21 protein-coding genes and 1 riboswitch are annotated in these 23,342 nt (G+C 66.6%); of the genes, 8 read left to right on the top strand and 13 right to left on the bottom strand.

The genetic code is table 11. The features are described 5' to 3' along the window. Positions 1-56 precede the first annotated feature (56 nt). The 3 genes from sdhA to ACZ9J7_RS13010 all read left to right on the top strand — a co-directional run bounded on the left by sdhA (position 57) and on the right by ACZ9J7_RS13010 (position 3,572). Entirely contained in the window at positions 57-1,856 is a 1,800-nt protein-coding gene (gene sdhA / locus ACZ9J7_RS13020; RefSeq protein ID WP_476209941.1) for a succinate dehydrogenase flavoprotein subunit, read from the top strand. Position 1,857: 1 nt separating this feature from the next. Further along, entirely contained in the window at positions 1,858-2,640 is a 783-nt protein-coding gene (locus ACZ9J7_RS13015) for a succinate dehydrogenase iron-sulfur subunit (protein ID WP_476209940.1), read from the top strand. A 158-nt stretch (positions 2,641-2,798) separates the two neighbouring features. Next, positions 2,799-3,572, top strand: a complete 774-nt coding sequence (locus tag ACZ9J7_RS13010; RefSeq protein ID WP_476209939.1) for an alpha/beta hydrolase family protein — start codon at positions 2,799-2,801, stop codon at positions 3,570-3,572. Between the two features lie 36 nt (positions 3,573-3,608). On the opposite strand, the gene ACZ9J7_RS13005 is transcribed toward ACZ9J7_RS13010, so the two are convergent. From ACZ9J7_RS13005 to glyA, 10 genes are all read right to left on the bottom strand, one after another. Further along, positions 3,609-4,580 carry a YihY/virulence factor BrkB family protein gene (locus tag ACZ9J7_RS13005; RefSeq protein ID WP_476211853.1) on the bottom strand — a complete coding sequence of 324 codons (972 nt, stop codon included), beginning with the start codon at positions 4,578-4,580 and terminating at the stop codon, positions 3,609-3,611. A 58-nt stretch (positions 4,581-4,638) separates the two neighbouring features. Then, positions 4,639-5,343 (bottom strand): 2'-5' RNA ligase family protein, encoded by a 705-nt coding sequence (locus tag ACZ9J7_RS13000; RefSeq protein WP_476209938.1) that lies wholly within the window; start codon positions 5,341-5,343, stop codon positions 4,639-4,641. A 4-nt stretch (positions 5,344-5,347) separates the two neighbouring features. After that, positions 5,348-6,391 (bottom strand): tryptophan--tRNA ligase, encoded by a 1,044-nt coding sequence (gene trpS, locus ACZ9J7_RS12995; RefSeq protein WP_476209937.1) that lies wholly within the window; start codon positions 6,389-6,391, stop codon positions 5,348-5,350. A 16-nt stretch (positions 6,392-6,407) separates the two neighbouring features. Next, positions 6,408-7,241: an exodeoxyribonuclease III gene (locus tag ACZ9J7_RS12990; RefSeq protein ID WP_476209935.1), complete on the bottom strand. Its 834-nt coding sequence runs from the start codon at positions 7,239-7,241 to the stop codon at positions 6,408-6,410. A 10-nt stretch (positions 7,242-7,251) separates the two neighbouring features. Then, entirely contained in the window at positions 7,252-7,815 is a 564-nt protein-coding gene (locus ACZ9J7_RS12985) for a hypothetical protein (protein ID WP_476209933.1), read from the bottom strand. 112 nt (positions 7,816-7,927) lie between these two features. Continuing rightward, a complete protein-coding gene (locus ACZ9J7_RS12980) occupies positions 7,928-8,275 on the bottom strand; it encodes an SHOCT domain-containing protein (protein ID WP_476209932.1) in 348 nt (115 codons plus the stop codon). Between the two features lie 148 nt (positions 8,276-8,423). Further along, positions 8,424-9,089: a response regulator gene (locus ACZ9J7_RS12975; RefSeq protein WP_476209930.1), complete on the bottom strand. Its 666-nt coding sequence runs from the start codon at positions 9,087-9,089 to the stop codon at positions 8,424-8,426. After that, complete coding sequence (locus tag ACZ9J7_RS12970; RefSeq protein ID WP_476209929.1) at positions 9,086-10,222, bottom strand: sensor histidine kinase; 1,137 nt, start codon at positions 10,220-10,222, stop codon at positions 9,086-9,088. The genes ACZ9J7_RS12975 and ACZ9J7_RS12970 overlap by 4 nt, the downstream gene beginning before the upstream one ends. 182 nt (positions 10,223-10,404) lie before the next feature. Next, entirely contained in the window at positions 10,405-11,307 is a 903-nt protein-coding gene (locus ACZ9J7_RS12965; RefSeq protein WP_159632580.1) for a bifunctional methylenetetrahydrofolate dehydrogenase/methenyltetrahydrofolate cyclohydrolase, read from the bottom strand. A gap of 3 nt (positions 11,308-11,310) precedes the next feature. Then, the gene (glyA, locus tag ACZ9J7_RS12960; protein ID WP_476209927.1) at positions 11,311-12,609 is read right to left on the bottom strand and encodes a serine hydroxymethyltransferase; all 1,299 of its coding nucleotides are present in this window, start codon (positions 12,607-12,609) and stop codon (positions 11,311-11,313) included. A gap of 146 nt (positions 12,610-12,755) precedes the next feature. After that, positions 12,756-12,841: riboswitch (ZMP/ZTP riboswitch) on the bottom strand. 43 nt (positions 12,842-12,884) lie between these two features. Here glyA and purU point away from each other — a divergent pair. Further along, positions 12,885-13,745, top strand: coding sequence for a formyltetrahydrofolate deformylase (gene purU, locus ACZ9J7_RS12955; protein ID WP_141181009.1), 861 nt, complete (start codon positions 12,885-12,887; stop codon positions 13,743-13,745). Between the two features lie 34 nt (positions 13,746-13,779). Then, entirely contained in the window at positions 13,780-14,307 is a 528-nt protein-coding gene (locus ACZ9J7_RS12950; RefSeq protein WP_476209925.1) for a gamma carbonic anhydrase family protein, read from the top strand. Here the strand turns inward: ACZ9J7_RS12950 and ACZ9J7_RS12945 are convergent. Both ACZ9J7_RS12945 and ACZ9J7_RS12940 read right to left on the bottom strand, forming a co-directional pair. Then, positions 14,304-16,040 carry a flavin monoamine oxidase family protein gene (locus ACZ9J7_RS12945; RefSeq protein WP_476209923.1) on the bottom strand — a complete coding sequence of 579 codons (1,737 nt, stop codon included), beginning with the start codon at positions 16,038-16,040 and terminating at the stop codon, positions 14,304-14,306. The two genes, ACZ9J7_RS12950 and ACZ9J7_RS12945, sit on opposite strands and share 4 nt — an antisense overlap. Further along, complete coding sequence (locus ACZ9J7_RS12940; RefSeq protein WP_476211852.1) at positions 16,037-17,533, bottom strand: amino acid permease; 1,497 nt, start codon at positions 17,531-17,533, stop codon at positions 16,037-16,039. Before ACZ9J7_RS12940 ends, ACZ9J7_RS12945 begins: the two co-directional genes overlap by 4 nt. Positions 17,534-17,726: 193 nt before the next feature. Between ACZ9J7_RS12940 and ACZ9J7_RS12935 the strand changes: the two genes are divergently transcribed. Next, positions 17,727-19,331, top strand: coding sequence for a PucR family transcriptional regulator (locus ACZ9J7_RS12935; RefSeq protein WP_476209921.1), 1,605 nt, complete (start codon positions 17,727-17,729; stop codon positions 19,329-19,331). Positions 19,332-19,338: 7 nt separating this feature from the next. Here the strand turns inward: ACZ9J7_RS12935 and ACZ9J7_RS12930 are convergent, their stop codons facing one another. After that, a complete protein-coding gene (locus ACZ9J7_RS12930; RefSeq protein WP_476209919.1) occupies positions 19,339-20,196 on the bottom strand; it encodes a nitrilase-related carbon-nitrogen hydrolase in 858 nt (285 codons plus the stop codon). Between the two features lie 224 nt (positions 20,197-20,420). On the opposite strand from ACZ9J7_RS12930, the gene ACZ9J7_RS12925 reads away from it, so the two are divergent. Then, positions 20,421-21,611 carry an ROK family transcriptional regulator gene (locus ACZ9J7_RS12925; protein ID WP_476209917.1) on the top strand — a complete coding sequence of 397 codons (1,191 nt, stop codon included), beginning with the start codon at positions 20,421-20,423 and terminating at the stop codon, positions 21,609-21,611. Positions 21,612-21,742: 131 nt separating this feature from the next. Further along, a complete protein-coding gene (gene mmsA, locus ACZ9J7_RS12920) occupies positions 21,743-23,302 on the top strand; it encodes a multiple monosaccharide ABC transporter ATP-binding protein (RefSeq protein WP_476209916.1) in 1,560 nt (519 codons plus the stop codon). The last annotated feature ends 40 nt before the right edge of the window (positions 23,303-23,342 follow it).

Below are 23,342 nucleotides of genomic sequence, written 5' to 3'. Positions count from 1 at the left end.
GCAGGCAAAGCCGCCCCGTTGTTTCATAGCGAATTTTGAGAGAAAGAGCGTCTGGTATGCAGGTCCATAAGTACGACGTCGTCATCGTCGGTGCCGGTGGCGCTGGCATGCGCGCCGCGATCGAATCCGGTCAGCGCGCGCGCACAGCAGTACTGACCAAGCTATACCCCACCCGCTCGCACACGGGTGCGGCACAGGGTGGCATGTGTGCAGCCCTTGCCAATGTCGAGGAAGACAACTGGGAATGGCACACGTTCGACACCGTCAAGGGCGGTGACTACCTGGTTGACCAGGACGCCGCCGAGGTCATGGCCAAGGAAGCCATCGACGCCGTGCTGGACCTGGAAAAGATGGGCCTGCCGTTCAACCGCACGCCCGAAGGCCGCATCGACCAGCGCCGCTTCGGCGGCCACACCCGCGACCACGGCAAGGCCCCGGTCCGCCGCGCATGCTACGCCGCTGACCGCACCGGCCACATGATCCTGCAGACCCTGTACCAGAACTGCGTCAAGCACAACGTTGAGTTCTACAACGAGTACTACGTGCTGGACCTGCTGACGGTTGAAGAGGACGCTGTCCGCGAAGACGGCACCCCTTACAAGCAGAAGCGCGTGGCCGGCGTCGTCTCCTACGACCTCGCTTCCGGTGAACTGCACGTTTTCCAGGCCAAGTCCGTAGTGTTCGCCTCCGGTGGCGCCGGCAAGGTCTTCAAGACCACGTCCAACGCCCACACCCTGACCGGCGACGGCATGGGCATCGCGTTCCGCCGCGGCATCCCCCTGGAAGACATGGAGTTCTTCCAGTTCCACCCGACAGGCCTTGCCGGCCTGGGCATCCTGCTCTCCGAAGCCGCCCGCGGCGAAGGCGCAATCCTTCGCAACTCCGAGGGCGAACGCTTCATGGAGCGCTACGCCCCCACCATCAAGGACCTGGCGCCGCGTGACATCGTGGCCCGCTCCATGGCCAACGAGGTCCGCGAAGGCCGCGGCTGCGGCCCGAACAAGGACTACGTCCTCCTGGACCTGACCCACCTGGAGCCGGCCCATATCGACGCCAAGCTCCCGGACATCACCGAGTTCGCCCGCACCTACCTGGGTGTGGAACCGTACACGGAGCCCGTGCCGGTGTTCCCCACCGCGCACTACGCCATGGGTGGCATTCCCACCAACATCAGCGCCGAGGTCCTGCAGGACAACGACACCGTGATCCCGGGCCTCTACGCCGCCGGCGAAGTGGCCTGCGTGTCCGTCCACGGCTCCAACCGCCTGGGCACCAACTCGCTGCTGGACATCAACGTCTTCGGCAAGCGCGCGGGCATCGCCGCCGCCGAGTACTCCAAGACCGCCGAGTTCGTGGAACTGCCGGAGAACCCGCTGGGCTACACCACCGAACTGCTGGACATTGCCCGCAACGGCACCGGCGACGAAAAGGTGGCCCAGATCCGCAAGGAACTGCAGGACACCATGGACGCCAACATGCAGGTGTTCCGGACCGCGGACACCCTGAACCAGGTGCTGCGCGACATTGCATCCTTCGAGGAGCGCTACAAGCGCATCAACGTCCAGGACAAGGGCAAGCGCTTCAACCTGGACCTGCTCGAGGCCGTTGAACTCGGCTTCCTGCTGGAACTGGCCAAGGTGATGACCGTGGCCGCCCTGCACCGCGAGGAATCCCGCGGCGGACACTTCCGCGAGGACTTCCCCGAGCGTGACGACGAGAAATTCATGAAGCACTCCATGGCGTACAAGGATGACCATGCGCCGGCTGACGGATCGGCGGAATCAATCGCCGGTATCCGCCTGGCCACCAAGCCGGTTGTCTTTACCCGCTACGAGCCGATGGTAAGGAAGTACTAAGATGACCGCTGAAATCGCTGAGCCAGCCTCAAAGGTTGAACTTCCTGCCGGCGTTGGCGGGGCCGGGGAAATCCCCTCGTTCGACGTCCACCTGCGCGTCCGCCGCTACAACCCGGAGGTTTCCGAGGAAGCAACCTGGGACGACTTCCACCTGACCATGTACGGCACGGACCGTGTCCTTGACGCCCTGCATAAGGTCAAGTGGGAAACGGACGGCACGCTGTCCTTCCGCCGCTCCTGCGCACACGGCGTGTGCGGCTCGGATGCCATGCGCATCAACGGCCGCAACCGCCTTGCCTGCAAGACCCTGCTGAAGGACCTGGATACGTCCAAGCCCATCACCGTGGAACCCATCAAGGGCCTCCCGGTGGAGAAGGACCTGATCGTGGACATGGAGCCTTTCTTCCAGTCGTACCGCGAGGTCATGCCCTTCCTCATCAACAAGGGCCACGAGCCCACCCGGGAGCGCCTGCAGTCCGCGGAGGACCGTGAGCGCTTTGATGACACCACCAAGTGCATCCTTTGCGCCGCGTGCACGTCCTCCTGCCCGGTGTTCTGGACGGACGGGCAGTACTTCGGCCCCGCCGCGATCGTGAACGCACACCGCTTCATCTTCGACTCCCGTGATGACGCCGGCGATATGCGCCTGGAAATCCTCAATGACAAGGAAGGCGTGTGGCGCTGCCGCACCACCTTCAACTGCACCGAGGCATGCCCCCGCGGCATCCAGGTCACGCAGGCCATCGCGGAGGTCAAGCAGGCCATCCTGGCCCGCAGGATCTAGCACCTTCAGCTCCAGATAAAACGGCCGACGGCGTCGCTCACCACGTGTGGTGGCGGCGCCGTCGTCGTATTTCCCCCGGTGGTTGAGCCTGTCGAAATCCTGGCTTCGACGGGCTCAACCACCGGACACACGTCACGCACGAAAAGGAAGGGGACACCGTGTCCCGCACAGAGAAGGTCACATTCGCCGGTTCCACCGGCGAGATGCTGTCCGGCATCATTGATCTCCCCGAAGGTCCTGTGAAGGGCTGGGGCGTCTTTTCGCACGGCTTTACGCTGGGCAAGGACAGCCCCTCCGCCGCCAGGATGTGCAAGGCGCTGGCGGACAGCGGCATCGGCATGCTGCGCTTCGACAACCTGGGCCTGGGTGGCTCCGCCGGGGAATGGTCGGCGGGTTCGTTCAGCCACAAGGTGGCTGACACGGTGAAGGCGGCGGAGTTCATGCGCGGTGAGGGCAAGGAAATCTCACTGCTGGTGGGCCATTCGTTCGGCGGCGCGGCTGTCCTTGCCGCTGCACGGGAGATTCCGGAACTCGATGCCGTGGCCACGGTGGGGGCGCCCTTCTCGCCCAAGCACGTGGCCCACGTGTTCGATGCCGCGCTCGACAGGATCCTGAGTGAGGGCAGCGCCGAGGTGGACCTGGGCGGCAAGCGTGTGGAGATCCGCCGGCACTTCGTGGAGGACCTGGAGAATGCTGACCTGACGGACTGCATCAGGCAGCTGCATAAGCCGCTGATGGTCCTGCACTCCCCCACCGACAACACCGTGGGGATCGAAAATGCGAGCACCATCTTCCAGACCGCCCGGCACCCGCGGAATTTCGTCTCCCTGGAGGGAAGCGACCACCTCCTGACCGGCAAGGGCCAGGCTGCCCGTGCGGCGAGGATCATCGCAGCCTGGGCCGACCAGTACCTGGATGCAGCCACTGCCTGACCCCGGCGCCTCCCGCCGCTGGGGGGCTGCAGAGGATCAGGTCTGGGGCGTCGCCCGCCGGGCCCCGAGAATCGCCTTCCGCGGCGCTGCCCCGGACTCCAGGTCGGCCTCGCGGACGGCGGACCACCCTGCCGAGACAAGGTAGACCTGGCTGACCAGGTTGAACCAGATGAGCAGGCCGATAATGATGGCAAACGGCGCCAGGATGGGATTCCGGCTGGCGCCGCCAAGCAGCTCGGTGCTGAAAATCTGCAGGACGGTGGTGCCCACGGCCGCCAGGATGGTGCCTTCGAGCAGGGCCTGGCGGGACAGCTTCAACCCTGCCGCCAGCCGGAACATGATCAGTGCCGTGACCCAGTTCAGGACCAGCGGCACGACGATCTTCACGGACGTGGTGAGGGGGCCGGCGACGGCATCACTGAGGTGCAGGAAGTCCGCGACCCATCCGGCAGCGGTGCCGAAGACCAGGGAGGCGCCGGCACTGATGACCAGGGCCGTGCCCAGCAGCAGCAGGGTGCCGGAGTCGCGCAGCTTCATCAGGATGGGGTTGACCGTCAGCGGCGGCAGCTGCAGGACGCCGCGGAGGCCGTCCCGGAGCCCGTTGATCCAGCCGAGGGACGTGACGATGGTGACCACGGCACTGATCAGCGCAGTCCAGCCCAGTCCGCTGGGATCGAGCAGGTCCTTGGGATCCACCAGGCCCTCCCCGCCGTTGACCTTCAAAAGGCCGGGGGCGCTGGCTGCCACGCTGCTGATGATCGTGTCCAGCAGCGCGGGCTGGCCGCGCAGCACCAGGCCGGCAATGGAGAACCCGGTGGCCAGGAGGCCGGTGATGGAAAAGAACATGTTAAAGCCGATGCCGGCGCTCATCAGCGGGCCGTAGTGGAGGGTGTAATGCCTGAACGCGCGCAATGGCCGCAGGACGTTCAGCCGGGCGGTGAGCCACTGCACCAGAGCCATCAGGGCCCCGAACTTCCCGCCGGACCTGCGGGCCCGGTTCCACTCCATCCGCTTCTGGATGACTTCCAGCTTCAGCTTGGCGTGTTCGGTGGGCAGCGGCTGCTGGTTACCCTGCGTCGGTTGGGGCGTCCTCGGCGGCGTCCGTGAAGCGGGTGCCTGCGTGGTTGTCAGTTTCGGTCCCAAAGTCCAGCTCTTCCCGTAGCTGCCAGATGCCGTCGGCATCATGCTCATAGAGTCCCATGCTAACCACGGGGAAGGTGGCCCTGTAGTTCTTCAGCACCGTTTCGGCCTCATCCAGGCTTTCCGGGGCAACATCGTGGGCGATGGTGACGTGGGGATGGTAGGCGAAGGGCAGTTCGCGGTGGAGCGGACCCTGCTGCAGCTTGCGGTGCAGGTCCACGCAATGATCAAACCCGTCTTCGACGTTGATGAAGACCACGGGTGAGACGGGCCGGAAGGTTCCCGTCCCGGCAATGGTGACCATGAAGGGACTCTGGCAGCGGGCCACCTCGCGGACATGCCGGCGGGTAGCGTCCCAGTCCTGGGTGGGGGTGGTGGTCACCAGCGTGATGTGCGCGGGCACCACGTCGGCCAGGGGATCGCCGAAGGAGGCCCGCCAGCGCTGCAGTTCCTCGGCTATCTCGGCTGGAAAGCCCAGGATGACGCCCACGCTGATTTCCTCGCTTCGGGCCGGCTCATGGTCGGCAGCCGCAGCGCGGCCGGACTCGTCTTCGAAGCGGTCGGCCAGGGTCCGCTCCGCCTGGCCGGCAGAGCAGGCACCTCCCCTGGCGGTGACGTTTCTCGAAGACATGGCGCTAGCGGACCCCTGCGAGGCTGAGGGACGGCAGGAAACCCATGCGCTGGTACACCTGGCCCAATGTGGCCGAGGCGATCTCCCGGGCGCGTTCTGCGCCGAGGGCCAGCAGCCGGTCAAGCTCGGCGGGATCGGCCATGAGCTCGTTGGTCCGGTTGCGGAGCGGGGTGATGAAGTCCACCACCACCTCTGCGAGGTCTACCTTGAGGTGCCCGTACATCTTCCCCTGGTACTCGGCTTCGAGTTCCGCCACCGACTTTCCGGTGAGGGAAGAGTAGATGGTGAGCAGGTTGGAAACCCCGGGCTTCTCCTCGGCGTCGAAGCGGATGTCCGTGCCGGCGTCGGTCACTGCCGACTTGATGCGCTTTGCGGCGATCTTGGGATCCTCCAGCAGCTGGATGGCCCCGTTGGGGGACTCCCCCGTCTTGGACATCTTGGCGCTGGGGTTCTGGAGGTCGTAGATCTTGGCGCTTTCCTTCACGATCGTCGCATCGGGAACCGTGAACGTGTGGCCAAACCGGGTGTTGAAACGCTGCGCGAGGTTCCGGGTCAGCTCCAGGTGCTGCCGCTGGTCCTCGCCCACGGGCACCAGGTCGCTCTGGTACAGGAGGATATCCGCGGCCATCAGCGTGGGGTAGGCGAAAAGGCCCAGCGTTGCGGCGTCAGCGCCGGACTTCTGGGTCTTGTCCTTGAACTGCGTCATCCGGGACGCCTCACCGAAGCCGGTGATGCAGTTCAGCGCCCAGGCGAGCTGCGCGTGTTCCGGGACATGGGACTGGACAAAGAAGATGCTCTTGTCCGGGTCGATGCCGGCGGCGATGTACTGCGCCGCCACAATGCGGGTGCGCTTGGCCAGTTCAGCGGGGTCGAAATCCACCGTGATGGCATGCAGGTCCGGGATGAAGAACACGGCGTCGTATTCCGCCTGCATGTCCACCCAGTTGCGCACGGCGCCGATGTAGTTGCCGAGGTGCAGGGAATCGGCGGTGGGCTTGGCGCCGCTAAGGATGCGTTTCTTGGCGGTGGGGGCAGTCTGGGTGGTCATGGAAAAACTTTCGGGCTCAGAGCTGGTAGTCAACTACCAGCGGGGCGTGGTCGGAGAAGCGGGTGTCCCAGGAGGCTGCACGGTCCACCACGGCCGAAATGGCGGATGCCGCCAGTTCGGGAGTGGCCATGTGGTAGTCGATGCGCCACCCGGTGTCGTTGTCGAACGCTTTGCCGCGCCAGGACCACCACGTGTACGGCCCGTCGACGTCGCCGGCAAGGTTCCGGTGGACGTCATGCCAACCGATTTCCTCGCCAAAGAAACGGTCGAAGTAGGCGCGTTCCTCCGGCAGGTGGCCGGCCTTCTTGAGGTTGCCCTTGGAGTTCCGAATGTCCCGGGGCGTGTGGGCGATGTTCAGGTCCCCTACCACCAGGGCGTGGTCGCTGTGCTTGGTCAGCTCCGGAAGCCGGGTGCTCATGACGTCCAGGAAGCGGTACTTGTCGTCCTGCTTGGGCGTCCCCACCTCGCCGGAGTGGACGTAGGCGCTGGCAACGGTGAGCTGGACCGGGTTCCCGGCGGCGTCAGGGACGCGGAAATCGGCTTCGACCCAGCGCCCGGCGGTGGCGAAGTAGTCATCGCCAATGCCGTTCCGGGTTTCGAGCGGCTCCTGGCGGGAGGCGATGGCGACGCCGGCGCGGCCTTTTGCTTCCGCTTCGGCGTGCAGGATGTGCCAGCCGTCCCCGAGCAATTCCCGGACGATCGCGTCGGGGGCGCGCACCTCCTGCAGGCAGAGGATGTCCACTTCGCGCGGCTCCAGCCAGGCCGCCATGCCGTTCTTGTAGGCAGCCCGGAGGCCGTTGACGTTGACTGATGCGATGCGAAGGTGGTCCTTGTTCAATGCCGAGCTCACCCGTTCCACTCTAGTCGATGATGGTTCCGGTCACCGGCTCTCCGCTGCCGCCGGAGGACTTGATCATGTCCCGGGCGTTGGTGGCTGTGATCTCGATGGTCTCGAGGGCCCGGTTGATGGTGTCCTGGCTGGCGGCGGCGCCCTTGGCACGCTCCTCTTCCACCACGCGGATCTGCACCTGGACGATCTTGAAGGAGTGGTCCAGTTTCAGGTCGCGTACCTCGTCGGCCTCGGTGCGTTCGTAGACCACCCGGGTCCCGCCGTGATCCGCCGAGGCCTGCGCCGGGGCGCGGCCGGTTGCGGTGTGGAAGGCGCTTTGTGCCTCGGAGAGCTTGGCACCGGCCTTCTTGGCGGCCCGTTGGATGCTGAAGACCACGAACGCTGCCAGGGCCAGCCAGAAGGCGGCGATGACGGCAACAACCCAGCCCACGACGTCGTTCTGGTTGGCGGCGAAGATGACGGCCACAATGAACGCCGTCACCAGGACCATCAGGCCCGGCCCACTGATCCGGAACATCGAAAAACCGGCCCTGGCGGGTTTGGCGGATGACGAGGAGCTGCCCAAAGTTCGCATGCACCCATTGTCTCAAATGCCGGCCGGTGCTTCGGCCGCCTTCCACCCCCGGCGAACAGCCCGGCAACCAGCCCCGGCTGGCGGCTCCGCGGTCAGCATCGGGCTGGCCCGGTCATTTCTGCCGTCGGTCTCCGCTGCGCAGGACCTCCAGCCGCTGCCGGTACTCGGTCTCGTCAACCTCGCCCCGGGCATAGCGCTCACGCAGCACTCCTTCGGCCCCCTGGGCTGCCGCCCATTGGTGGTTGCGGCGCCACGTCCTGCGGGCCACGAAGATGAACAGCGCGATGACGAGGATCCAGAAAAGCGGGAACAACAGGAACCAGGGGGAAAAGGCACCGTGCCAGGGACCGTAGACGACCGTGTCGGCCGGCACCGGCGCAGCCGTGGACAGGGCTGCGGTGGACAGGGCTGCGGTGGACAGGCCCGCTGCGGACAGTGCGGTGGTCAGTGAAGTCAACATTTCGATTCTCCAGACTCTTAACCGGCCGGGGATCCGGCCTGTTATCCACTCTGGTTGCAGCGCCCCGCCGCCGCGTCCGGCGGCGGGAGTCACCTGTCCGGGGCCGCGTACTCCCCCGGGAGGCCGGCGGCTGCACCCGGTAAAGGCTTCAGCCTGCCCAGCCCGGCCGGACCAGGCCCGATTCGTAGGCCAGTACCACCAGTTGTGCCCGGTCCCTGACCATCAGCTTCGCCATGATCCGCGAGACATGGGTCTTTGCCGTCAGCGGGGTAATGAACAGCCGCCCGGCAATTTCAGCATTGTTCAACCCCTCCCCCACAAGCTGGAGGACTTCCCGTTCCCGGTCGGTGATGCGGTCCAGTGCCACCGGCGGTTCGGCGGCGCGGGAGTGCCGCGCCAGCTGGGCCATGATCCGACGTGTTACCGAGGGCGACAACAGCGCGTCTCCGTCGTGGACAATACGGACTGCGCGCAGGAGCTCGGCCGGTTCAGTGTCCTTGACCAGGAAACCGGCGGCCCCGGCCCGCACGGCCTCGGCGATGTATTCGTCCAGCTCGAAGGTGGTCAGCATGACCACCCGGGTGGCTGGCAGCGCAGGGTCGGAGAGGATCTGCCGCGTCGCCTCCAGGCCGTCACCGTCCGGCATGCGGATATCCATCAGGACCACGTCGGGGTGCCACTGCCGGGCCAGCCGGACCGCGTCGCGCCCGGTTCCGCATTCGGCCACGACCTTCATGTCGGCTTCGGCGTCCAGCAGCGCCCGGAATCCCGCGCGGATCAGGTTCTGGTCATCCGCCAGCAGGATGCTGATCATCCTGGTTCCTGCCCTCCACGGGCGGGCAGCGGGAGGACCGCGCGGACCCGCCAGCCCGTCCCGGACTGCGCCGGTCCCAGCTCCAACCTGCCGCCCAAAGCCGCCACCCGCTCCCGCATGCCGGTGATGCCGTTACCTTCGGGCGCTGTGCCGGCCCCGGCGCCGTCGTCGTCAATGGCCACCAGCAGCTCCCCTTTCCCCACTTGGATGGACACGTGCGCCGTCCGCGCCCCGGAATGCCGGACCACATTGGTCAGGGCCTCCTGCACAATCCGGTACGCCGCTTCCTGGGCTGCAGCGGCTACGTGGTCAGTGCCCGCGCCGGCCTGGAACCGCACATCGAGCCCGGCCCGCCGCGCATTGTCAACGATTTCCGGGACCCGGCCCAGGCTGGGCCGGCTGGTGGGGCTCAACGGCGCATCTTCCCGGAGCACGCCCAGCAGCTGGCGGACTTCAGCCAGTGATTCCTTGCTCGCTGCTTTGATGGTCTCCAGGGCAGGGCGGAACTGCGCCGGATCCTTCTCGCCCAGGTGCAGCGCCACCGAGGCCCGGACGTTGATCAGGGACAGCGAATGGGCCACCACGTCGTGGATGTCCCGCGCCAGGGCAAGCCGGTATTCGTCGCGGGCAGCCTGCTCTGCCGCGGCCGCCTGGCGGCGCCGCTCAGCCACCCGTTCGCCGCGGAACCGCACCCCTTCCCCAATCAGGACCAGGATGGCCAGCCAGGAGGACCCGGCGAAGGCGCGGACGAACGCCCCTTCATCGCCGCTGCGCACGGCGGCGAGAAACAACGCCAGGATTCCCGCCGCCGCCCCCGACCACGCCACGGAGCGTTTTCCCGCCGCCGCCGTCAGGATCAGTGCCAGCGCGAAGGACAGGACCACCGGACCCCATGCGTAGCCCAGGGCAAGGTAGGCTGCGGTGGCAGCGGCGGCAACGGGCAGCATCACCAGCGGCGCGCGCCGGCGGAAAGCCAGCGCGGCCGGGCCGAGCAGCAGCAACGCCAGTGCCAAAGGGTCCAGTGGCGCGTGGCCGGGCTGCCGCAGGGAAGCGAACGCCGAGCCCGCCACCTGGATCACGGCGACCACCACCACGATGACGGCGGTGGGCGGTCCCCTGAAACGGCGCTGCATGGTCCGAGCCTATTCCCGCGCGCTGCGAAAGTCGTCAGATGGGCGGCGTACCGCTTGTACTCCTCCGGGAGTAGGTGCACGGACCCGCCTGGCCTACCCCTGCTGCGCTTAAACGGCCGACGGCGGCAGGGCACCTTCCGTGCGAAAGGTACCGTGCCGCCGTCGAGCGCTTTGGGCCGGGACTACTCCCCGACGCCTGCTGCGCGTTCCGCAGCCTCCACCACGTTGGTCATCAGCAGCGCCACCGTCATGGGGCCCACTCCACCGGGGTTCGGTGAGATCCAGCCGGCCACTTCGGCAGCGGCGGGATCGATGTCCCCGTAGACGCGGCTCTTGCCGGTCTCCGGATCGGTCTCGCGCGTGACGCCGACATCCAGCAGTGCAGCGCCTGGCTTCACGTCCGCGGCCTTGACGATGTGCTTCACGCCCGCCGCGCCGACAATGACGTCCGCCTGCTTCAGCAGTTCGGACAGGTTGGTGGTGCCGGTGTGGGTCAGGGTCACGGTGGCGTTGACGTCCCGCCGCGTGAGCAGCAGGCCGATCGAGCGGCCGATGGTGACGCCTCGGCCCACCACCACCACGTGCTTGCCGGCCAGGCTGTATCCGTTGCGCTCGAGCAGCTCGATGACGCCGCGGGGCGTGCACGGAAGCGGCGTGGTGATCTTGTTGTTGACGTTCAGCACGAGCCGGCCCAGGTTGGTGGGGTGCAGCCCGTCCGCGTCCTTGGCGGGGTCGATCCGCTCCAGGATGGCGTCCGTGTCCAAGTGCTTGGGCAGCGGCAACTGCACGATGTACCCGTGGCAGGCGGGGTCCGCATTGAGTTCGTCAATGAGGGCCTCCACCTGTTCCTGGGTGGCGTCGGCCGGAAGCTCGCGCTGGATGGAGTTCATCCCGATCTGCACGGACTGCTTGTGCTTCATGGAGACATACAGCTGCGAGGCGGGGTCGGCGCCCACCAGCACAGTGGCGATGCCGGGGGTGACGCCCTTGGCCTTGAGTGCGGCCACGCGTTCGGTCAGCTCGGCCTTGATGGCGGCGGCGGTGGCCTTGCCGTCAAGGATCTGTGCGGTTGTGGTTTCAGTCATGGGTTACCACTGCTCGTGCTGCGGGTACAGCGGGAAGTCGGCAGCCAGCTTGTCCACGCGGGCCTGGAGGGCTTCGACGTCGGCGCTGGTGCCTGCCTTGAGGGCGGTGGCGATAATCTCTGCCACCTCGGTGAACTCGTTGGCGCCGAAGCCGCGGGTGGCCAGGGCCGGGGTGCCGATGCGCAGGCCGGAGGTGACCATCGGCGGGCGGGGGTCAAACGGCACGGCGTTGCGGTTGACGGTGATGCCCACGGAGTGCAGGAGGTCCTCGGCCTGCTGGCCGTCCAGCTGCGAGTTGCGAAGGTCAACCAGGACCAGGTGCACGTCGGTGCCGCCGGTGAGGACGGAGACGCCGGCTTCGGCGACGTCGGCTTGGTTCAGGCGGTCGGCGATGATCCGGGCGCCCTCCAGTACGCGCTCCTGGCGCTCCTTGAATTCCTGGGTGCCGGCGATCTTGAAGGCCACGGCCTTGGCAGCGATGACGTGCATCAGCGGGCCGCCCTGCTGGCCCGGGAAGACGCTGGAGTTCAGCTTCTTGGCCCACTGGTCCTTGGCAAGGATCACGCCCGAGCGGGGACCGGCAAGGGTCTTGTGCACGGTGGAGGTGACGACGTCGGAGTGCGGGACGGGGCTGGGGTGCAGGCCGGCTGCCACCAGGCCGGCGAAGTGTGCCATGTCGGTCCAGAGGAGCGCGCCCACTTCATCGGCGATGGAGCGGAAGGCGGCGAAGTCCAGGTGGCGGGGGTAGGCGGACCAGCCGGCGATGATGACCTGGGGCTTCTCGGCGATGGCCTGTTCGCGGAGCTTGTCCATATCGATGCGGAAGTTGTCTTCCTCCACCTGGTAGGCAGCCACGTTGTACAGCTTGCCGGAGAAGTTCAGCTTCATGCCGTGGGTCAGGTGGCCGCCGTGGGCAAGGGACAGGCCCAGGATCTTGTCGCCGGGGGTGATCATGGCGGAGAGCGCGGCGGCGTTGGCCTGCGCGCCGGAGTGCGGCTGGACGTTGGCGAACTCGGCGCCGAACAGGGCCTTTACCCTGTCGATGGCCAGCTGTTCCGCCACGTCGACGTATTCGCAGCCGCCGTAGTAGCGGCGGCCCGGGTAGCCCTCGGCGTACTTGTTCGTGAGGACCGAGCCCTGGGCTTCCATCACGGCGCGGGGCGCGAAGTTCTCGGAAGCAATCATTTCCAGGGTGCCGCGCTGGCGGCCAAGCTCCTGCTCAAGGACTGCTGCGATTTCGGGGTCAAGCTCAGCCAGCGGCTGGTTGCTGACGGCTGTGGTTGAGGTGGCTGTAGTAGTCACGAAGAACTCCTGGCTAGGGATACGGGCACTGCTATAGGTCAGGCTACCGGCTGGCGCGCTTCCGCACCGCGTTGATGACAGGCGTGAAAGCCCGGCATGGTGCTGCTGCACTGACGCAGGGGCAGCCCCAATTCCGGCAAAACATGACCCTCGGCCCAGGCGTACGATCCGTGGTCTTCGTGATTGCCGCTCCCTGGTGGTTAGCCACCCAACGCCAGTTGCGACCCTCCCAGCCTACCAAAACCGGCACCCGCGGCGCGGGTAGGCTGTTACGCGTGAATCATGAGCAGCTGAACCAAGCGTACGTCGTCACCCTGTCCTGCCCGGACCGCCCCGGAATCGTCCACGCCGTGGCCGGAGCCCTGCTTGTGGCAGGGTGCAACATCATGGACTCGCAGCAGTACGGCAGCCCTTCCACCGGCAACTTCTTCATGCGCGTGGAAGTGACCACGGCGGCCCCTAAGTCCGAGCTGCGCGCCGCGCTGGAACCGGTGGCGGAAGCATTCTCCATGCAGTGGAACCTCGATACCGTCGGTGACAAAGTGCGCACGCTGGTGATGGCCAGCACCTCTGCCCACTGCCTCAATGACCTGCTCTTCCAGCAGCGCTCCGGTACCCTGCCCATCGAAATCCCCGCCATCGTGTCCAACCACCAGGATCTGGCAGGCCTCGCCGAGTTCTACGGCATCCCCTTCCACTACATCCCCGTGACCAGGGACACCAAGGTCCAGGCGGAGGACAAGCTCCGCGCCCTCATCGCCGAGCACGACATCCAGCTGACGGTCCTGGCCCGCTACATGCAGATCCTCTCCGACGAGCTCTGCACCGACCTGACCGGCAAGGCCATCAACATCCACCATTCGTTCCTGCCGTCCTTCAAGGGCGCCAAGCCGTACCACCAGGCGCACGCACGCGGCGTGAAGCTCATCGGCGCCACCGCGCACTATGTGACCGCCGCCCTGGACGAGGGTCCCATCATCGAACAGGAAGTCATCCGCGTGGACCACGCCCGCACGCCCGAACAGTTCGTGCAGATGGGCCGCGACGTGGAAGGCCGCACGCTGGTGCAGGCCGTGCAGTGGCACGCCGAGCACCGGGTGCTGCTGGACGGCAACCGCACGGTGGTCTTCAACTAGGCCGTTGGGTGGAGGGGTGGCTTATGGTGAAGCCATGGCTCCTCTTTACCCTTTCGCCGGCAATTCCCCGGCTGTCCATGAATCAGCGTTCGTGGCCCCGTCGGCCTCGATCATCGGCAAGGCCACCCTGGGCCCGGACGCCAGCGCGTTCTATGGTGTCTCCGTCCGGGCCGACACCGCCGCCATCACCGTGGGCGCCGGCAGCAACCTGCAGGACAACGTGGTGCTGCACGCCGACCCCGGCTTCCCCTGCACGGTGGGCCAGCGGGTCAGTGTGGGGCACGCCGCCGTCGTGCACGGCTGCACGGTGGAGGATGACTGCCTGATTGGCATGGGCGCGACCGTCCTCAACGGCGCCGTGATCGGCGCGGGCTCGCTGGTGGCCGCCGGGGCAGTGGTGCTGGAAGGAACGGTTGTTCCGCCCCGCTCGCTGGTGGCGGGAGTGCCAGCCAAAGTGCGCCGCGAACTTACGGAGGAAGAGTTCGACGGCGTCCGCGCCAATGCGGCGCGCTACGTGGAGCTCGCGGCGAAACACCGCGAGCTCCACGCGTCTGAAGGCTAGTCCAGGCTGATCGGCCCGAACTCCTCCAGCAGGTCGCCCGGACCGGGATTGCCCGGCGCCGACGACCCGCCCAGGTGCTTCACCACGCCCCACACCGCGTTAAGCCCGGTGGTGACGGCGCCTTCCGCCCAGCCGGCGGTGAAGGAGACGTCGTCGCCGGCCAGGAAGATGCCGCGCTGGGGCTCCGGCAGCCTGTCCTGCTTGAAGTGCGTGAACAGCCGCTGCTGGTAGCGGTAGTGTCCGGGCAGGTTGGCCTTGAAGGCGCCCATGAAGTTCGGGTCCGCCTCCCAGGACACAGTGATGGGCTGGCCCACGATGTGCCCGGCGATGTCCACGCCGGGGTAGATCTGCTCAAGCGAGTGCAGCATCAGTTCCACGCGCTCGTCGGCGTCCAGGGCCAGCCACTTCAGGGCGTCGTCGTTCCAGGTGTAGGACAGGAGGATGACCGCCGGCTGGTCCGGGCCGTTGTCCAGCAGGTAGGTGGCGCGGTTCAGCCTGTCCGTCAGCGTCATGGACAGGACCTCATTGCCCGTTTCCGGGTCGATGTCCTTCCAGAAGGGCCGGTCCACCATCACAAAGGTCTTGGAGGACTGCATGTAATGCGATTTCTCCATGGCGGTCCACAGTTCGGCCGGGAACAGGGCCTCCTCGGTGTGGATGCGGGTGGACAGCAGCCACGACTGGCAGGTGGTCACTACTGCCGGGTAGCTGGCCTCGCGGCCCCAACGCTCCCGGACCCGCAGGTTGCCGTCAGAGTCCCGGCTGATCTTCCCCACAGCGCCTCGGGGCGAGCCGGAGTGCAGCGAGGCCAGGGAGGTGCCGGCCGGCCAGTGCGCCAGGTCCGACGGCGCGTGCTGCCAGAGTGCCTCGGGCAGACGCTGCGCTCCCCCGCGGATGAGCCGGTGCTGGTCGTCTGCGTCGGTGTAGACCACGCGCAGGATTTCCAGGATGGAGTTGGGGAAGTCCGTGTCCCAGCCGCCGGTGCCGAACCCCACCTGGCCGAAGGCTTCACGGTGGGCGAATCCCGCCTTCTTAAAGGACTCGCTGGCGGCGATGAAACCGTAGAAGGTCTGTTCATCCATGAGCGGGAGCAGTTCGTTCCAGAGTTCCTTGATCCTGGGCATGTCCCGCGCCTTGATGGCGTCCTGCATCTGCACGAACTTGGCGCCGTCGTTGACTGCCGCCTTCCAGGCCTCGGCCACTTCACGGAAGAACGGCGGCAGGTCGCTTGGCTTTTCGGCATAGTGCTTCTTGCCGGCCAGCTCGATCACGGTGCTGGACGTTGCCTCGGCGAGGGGGTTGGGGAAGTCCTGGGTCTCCAGCCCGAGCAGGTCCACGTAGTGGTAGAACGCCTTGCCGGAGACCGGGAACCGCATTCCGCCCAGGTCGGCCACCACGCCGGGCGCCGCAGGAAAGGCAGCCGTGCGCAGCCGCCCACCGATCTGGTCCGCTTCGTAGACCACCGGCCGCAGCCCGAGTTTCATGAGTTCATAGGCGGTCACCAGGCCGGAAAGCCCGGCGCCGATCACAGCCACCTCCGTGCCGTAAAGCTCCGGCGGGACGGCGCCGAGTCCCTCCGGGTGGGCCAGGTAGTGGTCGTAGCTGAACGGGAAATCGGGGTTCAGCATGGTGATGGGAGCTGCCTGTTCACCGGCGCCCCGCCCGGCCGCGTCCGCCGGCGGCGTGGAGGTGCTGGAGGGGTCGAAGGCAGGCAGTTCGGTGGCGATGGTCATGGTTGTTCTGCTTTCACAGGTTCCTGGCTCGGGGCCTTGGCGGTCAGTTCACGGTAGTCGAGCTCACTGAGCGCCGCTACCTTGGAGTTCCGGCGTCCATAGCCGAAGTAGATGGCGATGCCCACGAGCATCCAGGCTCCGAAGACAACCCAGGTATCGGCTCCCAGGTTCGCCATCAGGTAGGCGCACATGAGCGTGCCCAGGACGGGAGTAATGGGGTACAGCGGCACCCGGAAGCTCCGCTTCAGGTCCGGGCGGTTGCGGCGCAGGTAAACAACGGCGACATTCACCAGCGCGAACGCGAACAGGGTCCCGATGCTGGTGGCGTCGGCCAGGGCGCCGAGGGGCACCAGGCCCGCGGTGAGCGCGACGGCGGTACCCACCATGAGCGTTCCGGCGGCCGGGGTGCCGGTGCGCCGGGAGACCCGGCCGAAGACCTTGGGGACCAGTCCGTCCCGCGACATGGACAGCAGGATCCGGGTCTGCCCGTACAGGACCGTGAGCACGATGCTGGCGATCGCGAGGACAGCGCCGACGGAGAAGACCAAGGCAATCCACGGCTGGTGGGTGGTCTCCTCCAGGATCTGGACCAGGGCGGCCTCGGTGCCGTCGAACCAGCCCCAGGGGCGTGCGCCGATGGCAGCAACCGCCACCAGGACGTAGATGCCGGTGACGATCACCATGGACAGCAGGATGGCTCGGGGAAGGTCGCGCTTGGGGTTCCGGGCTTCCTCGCCGGCAGTCGAGGCGGCATCGAAGCCGATGTAGGAGAAGAACACCCTCGAGGCCGCGGCGGAGACACCGGCCGCGCCCATGGGCAGGAGCGGCTGGAAGTTGCCTGCGTTGAACGCGGTGAAGGCAACGGCGCAGAAGAACAGCAGGATGCCCACTTTGACGATGACGATTGCCGTGTTGATCCGGGCGCTCTCCCGGGCTCCGCGGACCAGTAGGACCATGGCCAGCACCACGATGGCCACCGCCGGAAGGTTGACCAGTCCCCCGTCGCCGGGCGGCTGGGCCACTGCGTCCGGCAGCACCTGCCCGAACGCCGCCAGCGTCTCGTTGACATACTGGCCGGCGCCTACCGCCACAGCGGCTACGGACACGGCGTATTCCAGGACGAGGCACCAACCGCAGATCCACGCCATGCCCTCGCCCAGGGTGGCGTAGGAGTAGGAGTAGCTTGAGCCCGCCACCGGGACCAGGCCCGCCATCTCGGCGTAGGACACCGCGGAGAGGAGGGCGGCGAGGCCGGCAATGACAAAGGAGATCCAGATTGCGGGCCCGGCAAGGGGCACCGATTCGCCGAGGATCACCAGGATACCGGTGCCCAGGGTGGCCCCCACGCTGATCATGGTCAGGTGGAGGACGCCGAAGCTGCGGAGCAGCTTTGGGCCGCCTTCGCCGCTATCGGCTTCGCTGACCATTTGTCCTATTGGTTTACGCCGCAGCAGCTGGGCCCGGAGGCCCGGCCGTCCTGCGCTTGGCGCCATGGGCTTTTCGGTGGTCACAGGCACAGTCACCGTTGACGTCCCTTCAGAGTAGTTGTCGGTTTCCCCTCACCAACACTGGCATGTGAGCCAACTCTCAACATGGTGCAAAATGACTTATAGTGATCCACCGTGAGACTTTATGCACAATGGCAGCGAATCCCCCAATCCGGCACCCCGGCCGCCGGACGCAACCATGACGGTTGAGCCAGGCGAGTCCGGACCGCTGAGTTTTGTCACGCTCCAGCAGTTCCTTGACCAGCTGCCGCCGCTACTGAGGCTCCTTCACGACGGCGGCAGCGGCGGCCGTCTCCTGCGCTGGGTTGAACCCAGCGAGCTGGAGGACCCCACCCCCTATCTTCCGGAGGGTGAGTTCCTGCTCACTGCCGGGCTTCCCTTCCTTGCCGGGGGCGGCACGCCGGCACGGGTGGATGCGTATGTCCAGCGGCTGGTCCAGGCCAAAGTGGCGGCGCTGGGATTCGGGATCCGGCCCTATTTCGATGCTGTTCCCGACGTGGTGGTGGAGGCCTGCCGGCGGCACAACCTCACGTTGTTCGAGGTGCCGGAATCCCTTCCCTTTGCCGCGATCGGCCTCCAGTTCTCACAACTCCTGGAAACCGATAATGCCCGGGTGTTCCGGCAGCTGGCAGAGACCAACCGGCAACTCATGCGCGCCGTCCTCTCCCCCCGGCCCGAGCATGAACTCCTGGCCGCGCTCGTCCAGCGCGTCCCTGTGTGGGCGGTCATGGTGGGTGCGGACGGCCGGGTCCGGGCCCGGGGCACCAGTGCCGGCGGCAGCACCGCCGTCGACCTTTCCCTGCTGGAACCCATGCTGGAACGGCTGCTGTCCGGCCGCGGCCCCCGGGTTGAGATGGACGGCTTTGACCAGCCGGGATCCGCACTGGTGGTGGGCCATCCCCTGCGCAGTACCAAGGACGCCAACCTCGGCGCCCTGGTTCTCGGCTCCGACGCACCGCTGACGCCTGCGCAGAACAACGTGGTCCAGTCCGCCGTCGGCCTGCTTGAGCTGCTGGTGCGGCAGCGCACCAGCGGGTCGCTGGCCCCGAGCCAGCTGGCCACCGCCGTCCTCCTGCACCCCGAAAGCCTCGCTGCAGGCAGCACCCGGCACCTGAACGGCCTCAAGGACCTGCTGGCGCAGAGCCTTTCCTCCACCCGGTCCGCGCCGATGCGAGTCGTGCAGGGCATCAACGTCGAGGCGCCCCAGTGGCCTGCGGGCGACGGCCCGGTCCGGGAGTTGCTGCAGTGGCGGCGGATGCTTGACACCAAGCTCGTGGAGGTTACCGACTACGGGTTCGCCGCCGTGACCCGGCTCAGGGTGGACGATACCCTGCTCGCGGATGTGGAGCGGCTGGGGTGGCGCCTGGTGGTCGGCGAACCGACCGAGCTCACCGGCCTGGCCGCCGCGTACCAGCGGGCCACCTCGCTGCGCGGCCAGGTCCAGCGAAGCGGGCAGAGCATCCGGGCCGATGAGGTGTCCTGGTCCGTCACCGGGCTGCTGGGCCGTGAGGCCGGAACATTGCTGGCCGAACGCCTGCTCCAGCCGGTCCTGGCCCTGGAACCGGACCGGCGCCACCCACTGCTGGCCGTCCTCCGCGGCTGGCTCAGCGAGAACGGCAGCTGGGACGCCTCCGCCAAACTGTTGGGCCTGCACCGGAACAGTGTGCGCCGCCAAATCGGCGTCCTGGGCGAACTGCTGCAGATGGACCTTAACCAGGCCCAGGTGCGCGCGGAACTATGGATCGCGCTGCAATACGCGGACGGCGTGGCCGGGGCGGACTGACCGCAGCCTAGGGCCTGCCGTCCCCGGGCAGCCCCCGTTCCTGCGGCAGGTCCGCCTCCCAGGCCCGGTACACCCCGGGGCGGCGTTCCCGCAGGTACGGCACCACTTCCCGCGCGGCGCGGACCGCCTCCGTCCCCACCTCGGCAAACAACAACGCCTGGCCCTCCCCCGCCTCGGCGAGAAGCGCACCGTCAGGTCCCGCCACCACGCTTCCACCGCCGAAGATGTAGGCGTCCTCGCTTCCGCAGTGATTCGCATAGGCCACGTGGAGCTGGCTTTCCAGCGCCCGGGCACGGACGAGCACCTGAGGTACCGCCTCGAAACCCGCGGACAACGCGGTGGGGACCAGGAGCAGCTCGGCGCCCCGGGCAGCAGCCGCCCGCGCGGACTCGGGGAACTCGATGTCATAGCAAATCAGCAGGGAGGTGCGGATGCCATGGAAATCAGCCACGGCCGGAGGTTCCGAGGCCGCGACGAATGCCCTGCGTTCCTCATCGCCGAAAAGGTGCACCTTGGCGTAGGTGAGGATTTCCCTCCCTCCGGCATCCACCAGGGTGGCCGATATGTGCCACCCAGTGCCACCGGCGGACTCCGTTTCCGCCCCTGCCGGGGCCGGCAGGCTGTACACGAGCGCGATCCCGTTGTGGCGGGCGATCCCTGCCAGCCGGTCACGGATCGCCGGAATCGCCGCCGGATCCAGTTCGCCGCGCAGCCGCAACGGAGCGTAGCCCACGGGAAAGAGCTCCGGCGTGAGCAGGAGGTGGGCGCCGGCCTGCGCAGCCTCGCGGGCGGCCTGGTCAACGGTCTGAAGGTTGGCTTCGATGTCCAGGACCACGGCGTTGGCCTGCAGGAGGGACAGCAGCATCGTTACCACCTTCGTTGTGCGTGTCCACGCGGAGGTGGAGAAGCAGGGTTGTTTCCTTCCAGCCTAGCCAGCCGCCGGCGGTGGTTGGCAGGTCGTTTGGACCCGCAGGAGCGGAGGCCGGGACGGAATGCACGAGCCCTTCCCCACTCTCTCCCACCGCTCCTGGGGGCACCCTTGCGTTAACTTCTTGACTACAAGCGGAGCAGTAGGGCAATCTTCTTAGCATGTCCGCAACTACGCGCTCAACGAGGAGCAAACCCAAGAATCCCGGATCGCAGTCTGCCCTGCGACAGCTGAACCAGCAGCGGATTATCGAGACCCTGATGGGCGGCCCGTCCACCCAGGCGGAGCTGGCGCGGCAGACGGGGCTGTCCACCGCGACGGTCTCCAATATCGTCAAAATCATGCTGGATACGGGCCTGGCATCCACCGAGCCGATTACCAGTTCCGGCCGGCGGGCGTTGAACGTGCGGCTGAACAGCAACGGCGCCGTGGCTGTGGGGATCGACTTCGGCCGGCGGCACCTGCGGGTGGTCCTGGCCTCGCTCAGCTACCACGTGATAGCCGAAGAATCGGTCATGCTCCCGCTGGGCCACCAGGCTGATGACGGGATCCAGGCAGCGGTGTCACTGCTGGAGAAACTGCTGCGCGAAAGCGGCGTTGAACGCACTTCCGTGGTGGGGGCCGGCGTCGGCATTCCAGGCCCCATAGACCGCCGGACGGGGACGGTGGCGCAGGGGGCAATCCTCCCGGAATGGGTGGGCATCAACATCCTGCAGCATCTTGAGGAAACCTTGAGAATCCCCGTGTTTGTTGACAATGACGCCAACCTCGGCGCCTGGTCCGAGGTGACCTGGGGGCAGCACTCCGGGGTCAGCAACTTGATGTTCATGAAAATCGGATCGGGCATCGGCGCCGGGCTGATCCTCAACGGCGCCCCCTACTACGGCAACGTGGGAATCACCGGCGAAATAGGCCACGCCACCATCCACGAGCAGGGGCTGGTGTGCCGCTGCGGCAACCGCGGCTGCCTGGAAACCATCGCCTCCACCACCACCATGATCGAGCTCCTCAGCCGCGGTGAGGACCGGCCCATGACACCGGCGGACATTGTCCGCAAGGCACTGAACAGGGACTCGGCAACCCTGCGCGTGGTGGATGATGCCGGGCTTGCAGTGGGACGCGCCCTGGGCAATGTGGCCAACCTGATCAACCCGGAGGTCATCGTGGTGGGTGGCCCGCTGGCCGGGCTGGGAGACATCCTGCTGGACCCCATCCGCCGCGGCCTGATCCGGCATGCGGTGCCGGTCATCGGAGAGACCACCACCCTCACCATGTCCTCGCTCGGCGACCGCGCGGAGGCCCTTGGCGCTGCCGCCCTGGTGTTCCAGCATGCCGGAATACGCAAGCCCTAGACCATTTCGTTATCCAGCATTTGCGTTAAAGACTTGACGACAACAGCTGTGATCCAGTTTACTTTTGGTTCAGACGGCCCTGCGCTTTGCCGGCCGGACAAAGAAGTCATTGCATTGGAGGGTTAGGGCTCATGACGTCCCAGACCACGCAAACGGATCCGATCATCCTCGAGATGCGGTCCATCACCAAAGAATTCCCCGGCGTTAAAGCCTTGTCGAACGTGAGCCTCCGGGTGAAGGCAGGCGAGATCCACGCCATCTGCGGCGAAAACGGGGCCGGCAAGTCCACCCTCATGAAGGTCCTGTCCGGCGTATACCCGTACGGCAGCTACGACGGCGACATCGTCTACCAGGGGCAGGTCCAGCAGTTCCGGGATATCCGGGCCAGCGAGCACGCGGGCATCGTGATCATCCACCAGGAACTGGCGCTGATCCCCGAACTGTCCATCATGGAGAACATCTTCCTGGGCAACGAGCCCACCAAGCGGGGCATCATCGACTGGGCCGAGGCCCGCCTCCGCTCCCTGGACCTCCTGGCCCGCGTCGGCCTGCGCGACGATCCCGACACCCCCATCAAGGAAATCGGCGTCGGCAAACAGCAGCTGGTGGAAATCGCCAAGGCGCTGAACAAGTCCGTGAAGATCCTCATCCTGGACGAGCCCACCGCGGCCCTGAACGAATCGGATTCCCAGCACCTGCTGGACCTGATGCTGGGCCTGAAGGCCAAGGGCATCACGTCGATCATCATCTCCCACAAGCTCAACGAGATTGAGCAGATCGCCGATTCCATCACCATCATCCGCGACGGCAAATCCATCGAGACGCTGGACGTCAAGAAGGACGGCGTGGACGAGGACCGCATCATCAAGGGCATGGTGGGCCGCACCCTCGAGTCCCGGTTCCCCGACCATACCCCCAAGATCGGCGACGTGTTCTTCGAGGTCAAGAACTGGACCGTGGGCCACCCCACCGTGCAGGACCGGCTGATCTGCAAGAACTCCAGCTTCTACGTCCGCCGCGGGGAAATCGTCGGGTTCGCCGGGCTGATGGGCGCCGGCCGCACCGAACTGGCCCGCTCGGTCTTCGGCCGCTCCTACGGCCGCTTCATCGACGGCCACATCTACAAGGACGGCAAGGAGGTGGTCCTCAAGAACGTCCGCCAGGCCATCGACGCCGGGCTTGGCTACGTCACCGAGGACCGGAAGACCCTGGGCCTGAACCTTCTTGACGACATCAAGACCACCACCGTGGCAGCAGCCCTGAAGAAGATCAGCCACAACTCGGTGGTTGACCCCAACCAGGAGTTCACCGTGGCTGAGCAGTACCGCAAGTCACTGCGCACCAAGACGCCGTCCGTGGAGGAAGGCGTGGCCAAGCTGTCCGGCGGCAACCAGCAGAAGGTGGTCCTGGCCAAGTGGATGTTCACCGACCCGGACCTGCTGATCCTGGATGAGCCCACCCGCGGCATCGATGTCGGTGCCAAGTACGAGATCTACGGGATCATCCAGCAGTTGGCGAACCAGGGCAAGGGAGTCATCGTCATTTCCTCCGAACTGCCCGAGCTGCTGGGCCTGTCCGACCGCATCTACACCATCTTCGAAGGCGCCGTCACCGGTGTCCTGAACAAAGACGAGGCCAGCCAGGAAAGCCTGATGAAGCTGATGACCTCCGCCACCCGAAAAGCCGCCTGACCCTCTGGCCCCTCCAGAACCTTCCGGACACAAGGACTGA

It is taken from the genome of Pseudarthrobacter sp. TE9888 (assembly GCF_056279345.1).
This window is presented reverse-complemented; position numbering and strand designations above follow the sequence as displayed.

Excerpts from the sequence above, each read along its gene's own strand:
- sdhA (WP_476209941.1), top strand. The coding sequence starts at position 57 with ATGCAGGTCCATAAGTACGACGTCGTCATCGTCGGTGCCGGTGGCGCT.
- ACZ9J7_RS13015 (WP_476209940.1), top strand. The coding sequence starts at position 1,858 with ATGACCGCTGAAATCGCTGAGCCAGCCTCAAAGGTTGAACTTCCTGCC.
- ACZ9J7_RS13005 (WP_476211853.1), bottom strand. The coding sequence starts at position 4,580 with ATGGAGTGGAACCGGGCCCGCAGGTCCGGCGGGAAGTTCGGGGCCCTG.
- ACZ9J7_RS13000 (WP_476209938.1), bottom strand. The coding sequence starts at position 5,343 with ATGTCTTCGAGAAACGTCACCGCCAGGGGAGGTGCCTGCTCTGCCGGC.
- trpS (WP_476209937.1), bottom strand. The coding sequence starts at position 6,391 with ATGACCACCCAGACTGCCCCCACCGCCAAGAAACGCATCCTTAGCGGC.
- ACZ9J7_RS12985 (WP_476209933.1), bottom strand. The coding sequence starts at position 7,815 with ATGCGAACTTTGGGCAGCTCCTCGTCATCCGCCAAACCCGCCAGGGCC.
- ACZ9J7_RS12980 (WP_476209932.1), bottom strand. The coding sequence starts at position 8,275 with ATGTTGACTTCACTGACCACCGCACTGTCCGCAGCGGGCCTGTCCACC.
- ACZ9J7_RS12975 (WP_476209930.1), bottom strand. The coding sequence starts at position 9,089 with ATGATCAGCATCCTGCTGGCGGATGACCAGAACCTGATCCGCGCGGGA.
- ACZ9J7_RS12970 (WP_476209929.1), bottom strand. The coding sequence starts at position 10,222 with ATGCAGCGCCGTTTCAGGGGACCGCCCACCGCCGTCATCGTGGTGGTG.
- ACZ9J7_RS12965 (WP_159632580.1), bottom strand. The coding sequence starts at position 11,307 with ATGACTGAAACCACAACCGCACAGATCCTTGACGGCAAGGCCACCGCC.
- ACZ9J7_RS12950 (WP_476209925.1), top strand. The coding sequence starts at position 13,780 with ATGGCTCCTCTTTACCCTTTCGCCGGCAATTCCCCGGCTGTCCATGAA.
- ACZ9J7_RS12945 (WP_476209923.1), bottom strand. The coding sequence starts at position 16,040 with ATGACCATCGCCACCGAACTGCCTGCCTTCGACCCCTCCAGCACCTCC.
- ACZ9J7_RS12940 (WP_476211852.1), bottom strand. The coding sequence starts at position 17,533 with ATGGCGCCAAGCGCAGGACGGCCGGGCCTCCGGGCCCAGCTGCTGCGG.
- ACZ9J7_RS12935 (WP_476209921.1), top strand. The coding sequence starts at position 17,727 with ATGACGGTTGAGCCAGGCGAGTCCGGACCGCTGAGTTTTGTCACGCTC.
- ACZ9J7_RS12930 (WP_476209919.1), bottom strand. The coding sequence starts at position 20,196 with ATGCTGCTGTCCCTCCTGCAGGCCAACGCCGTGGTCCTGGACATCGAA.
- ACZ9J7_RS12925 (WP_476209917.1), top strand. The coding sequence starts at position 20,421 with ATGTCCGCAACTACGCGCTCAACGAGGAGCAAACCCAAGAATCCCGGA.
- mmsA (WP_476209916.1), top strand. The coding sequence starts at position 21,743 with ATGACGTCCCAGACCACGCAAACGGATCCGATCATCCTCGAGATGCGG.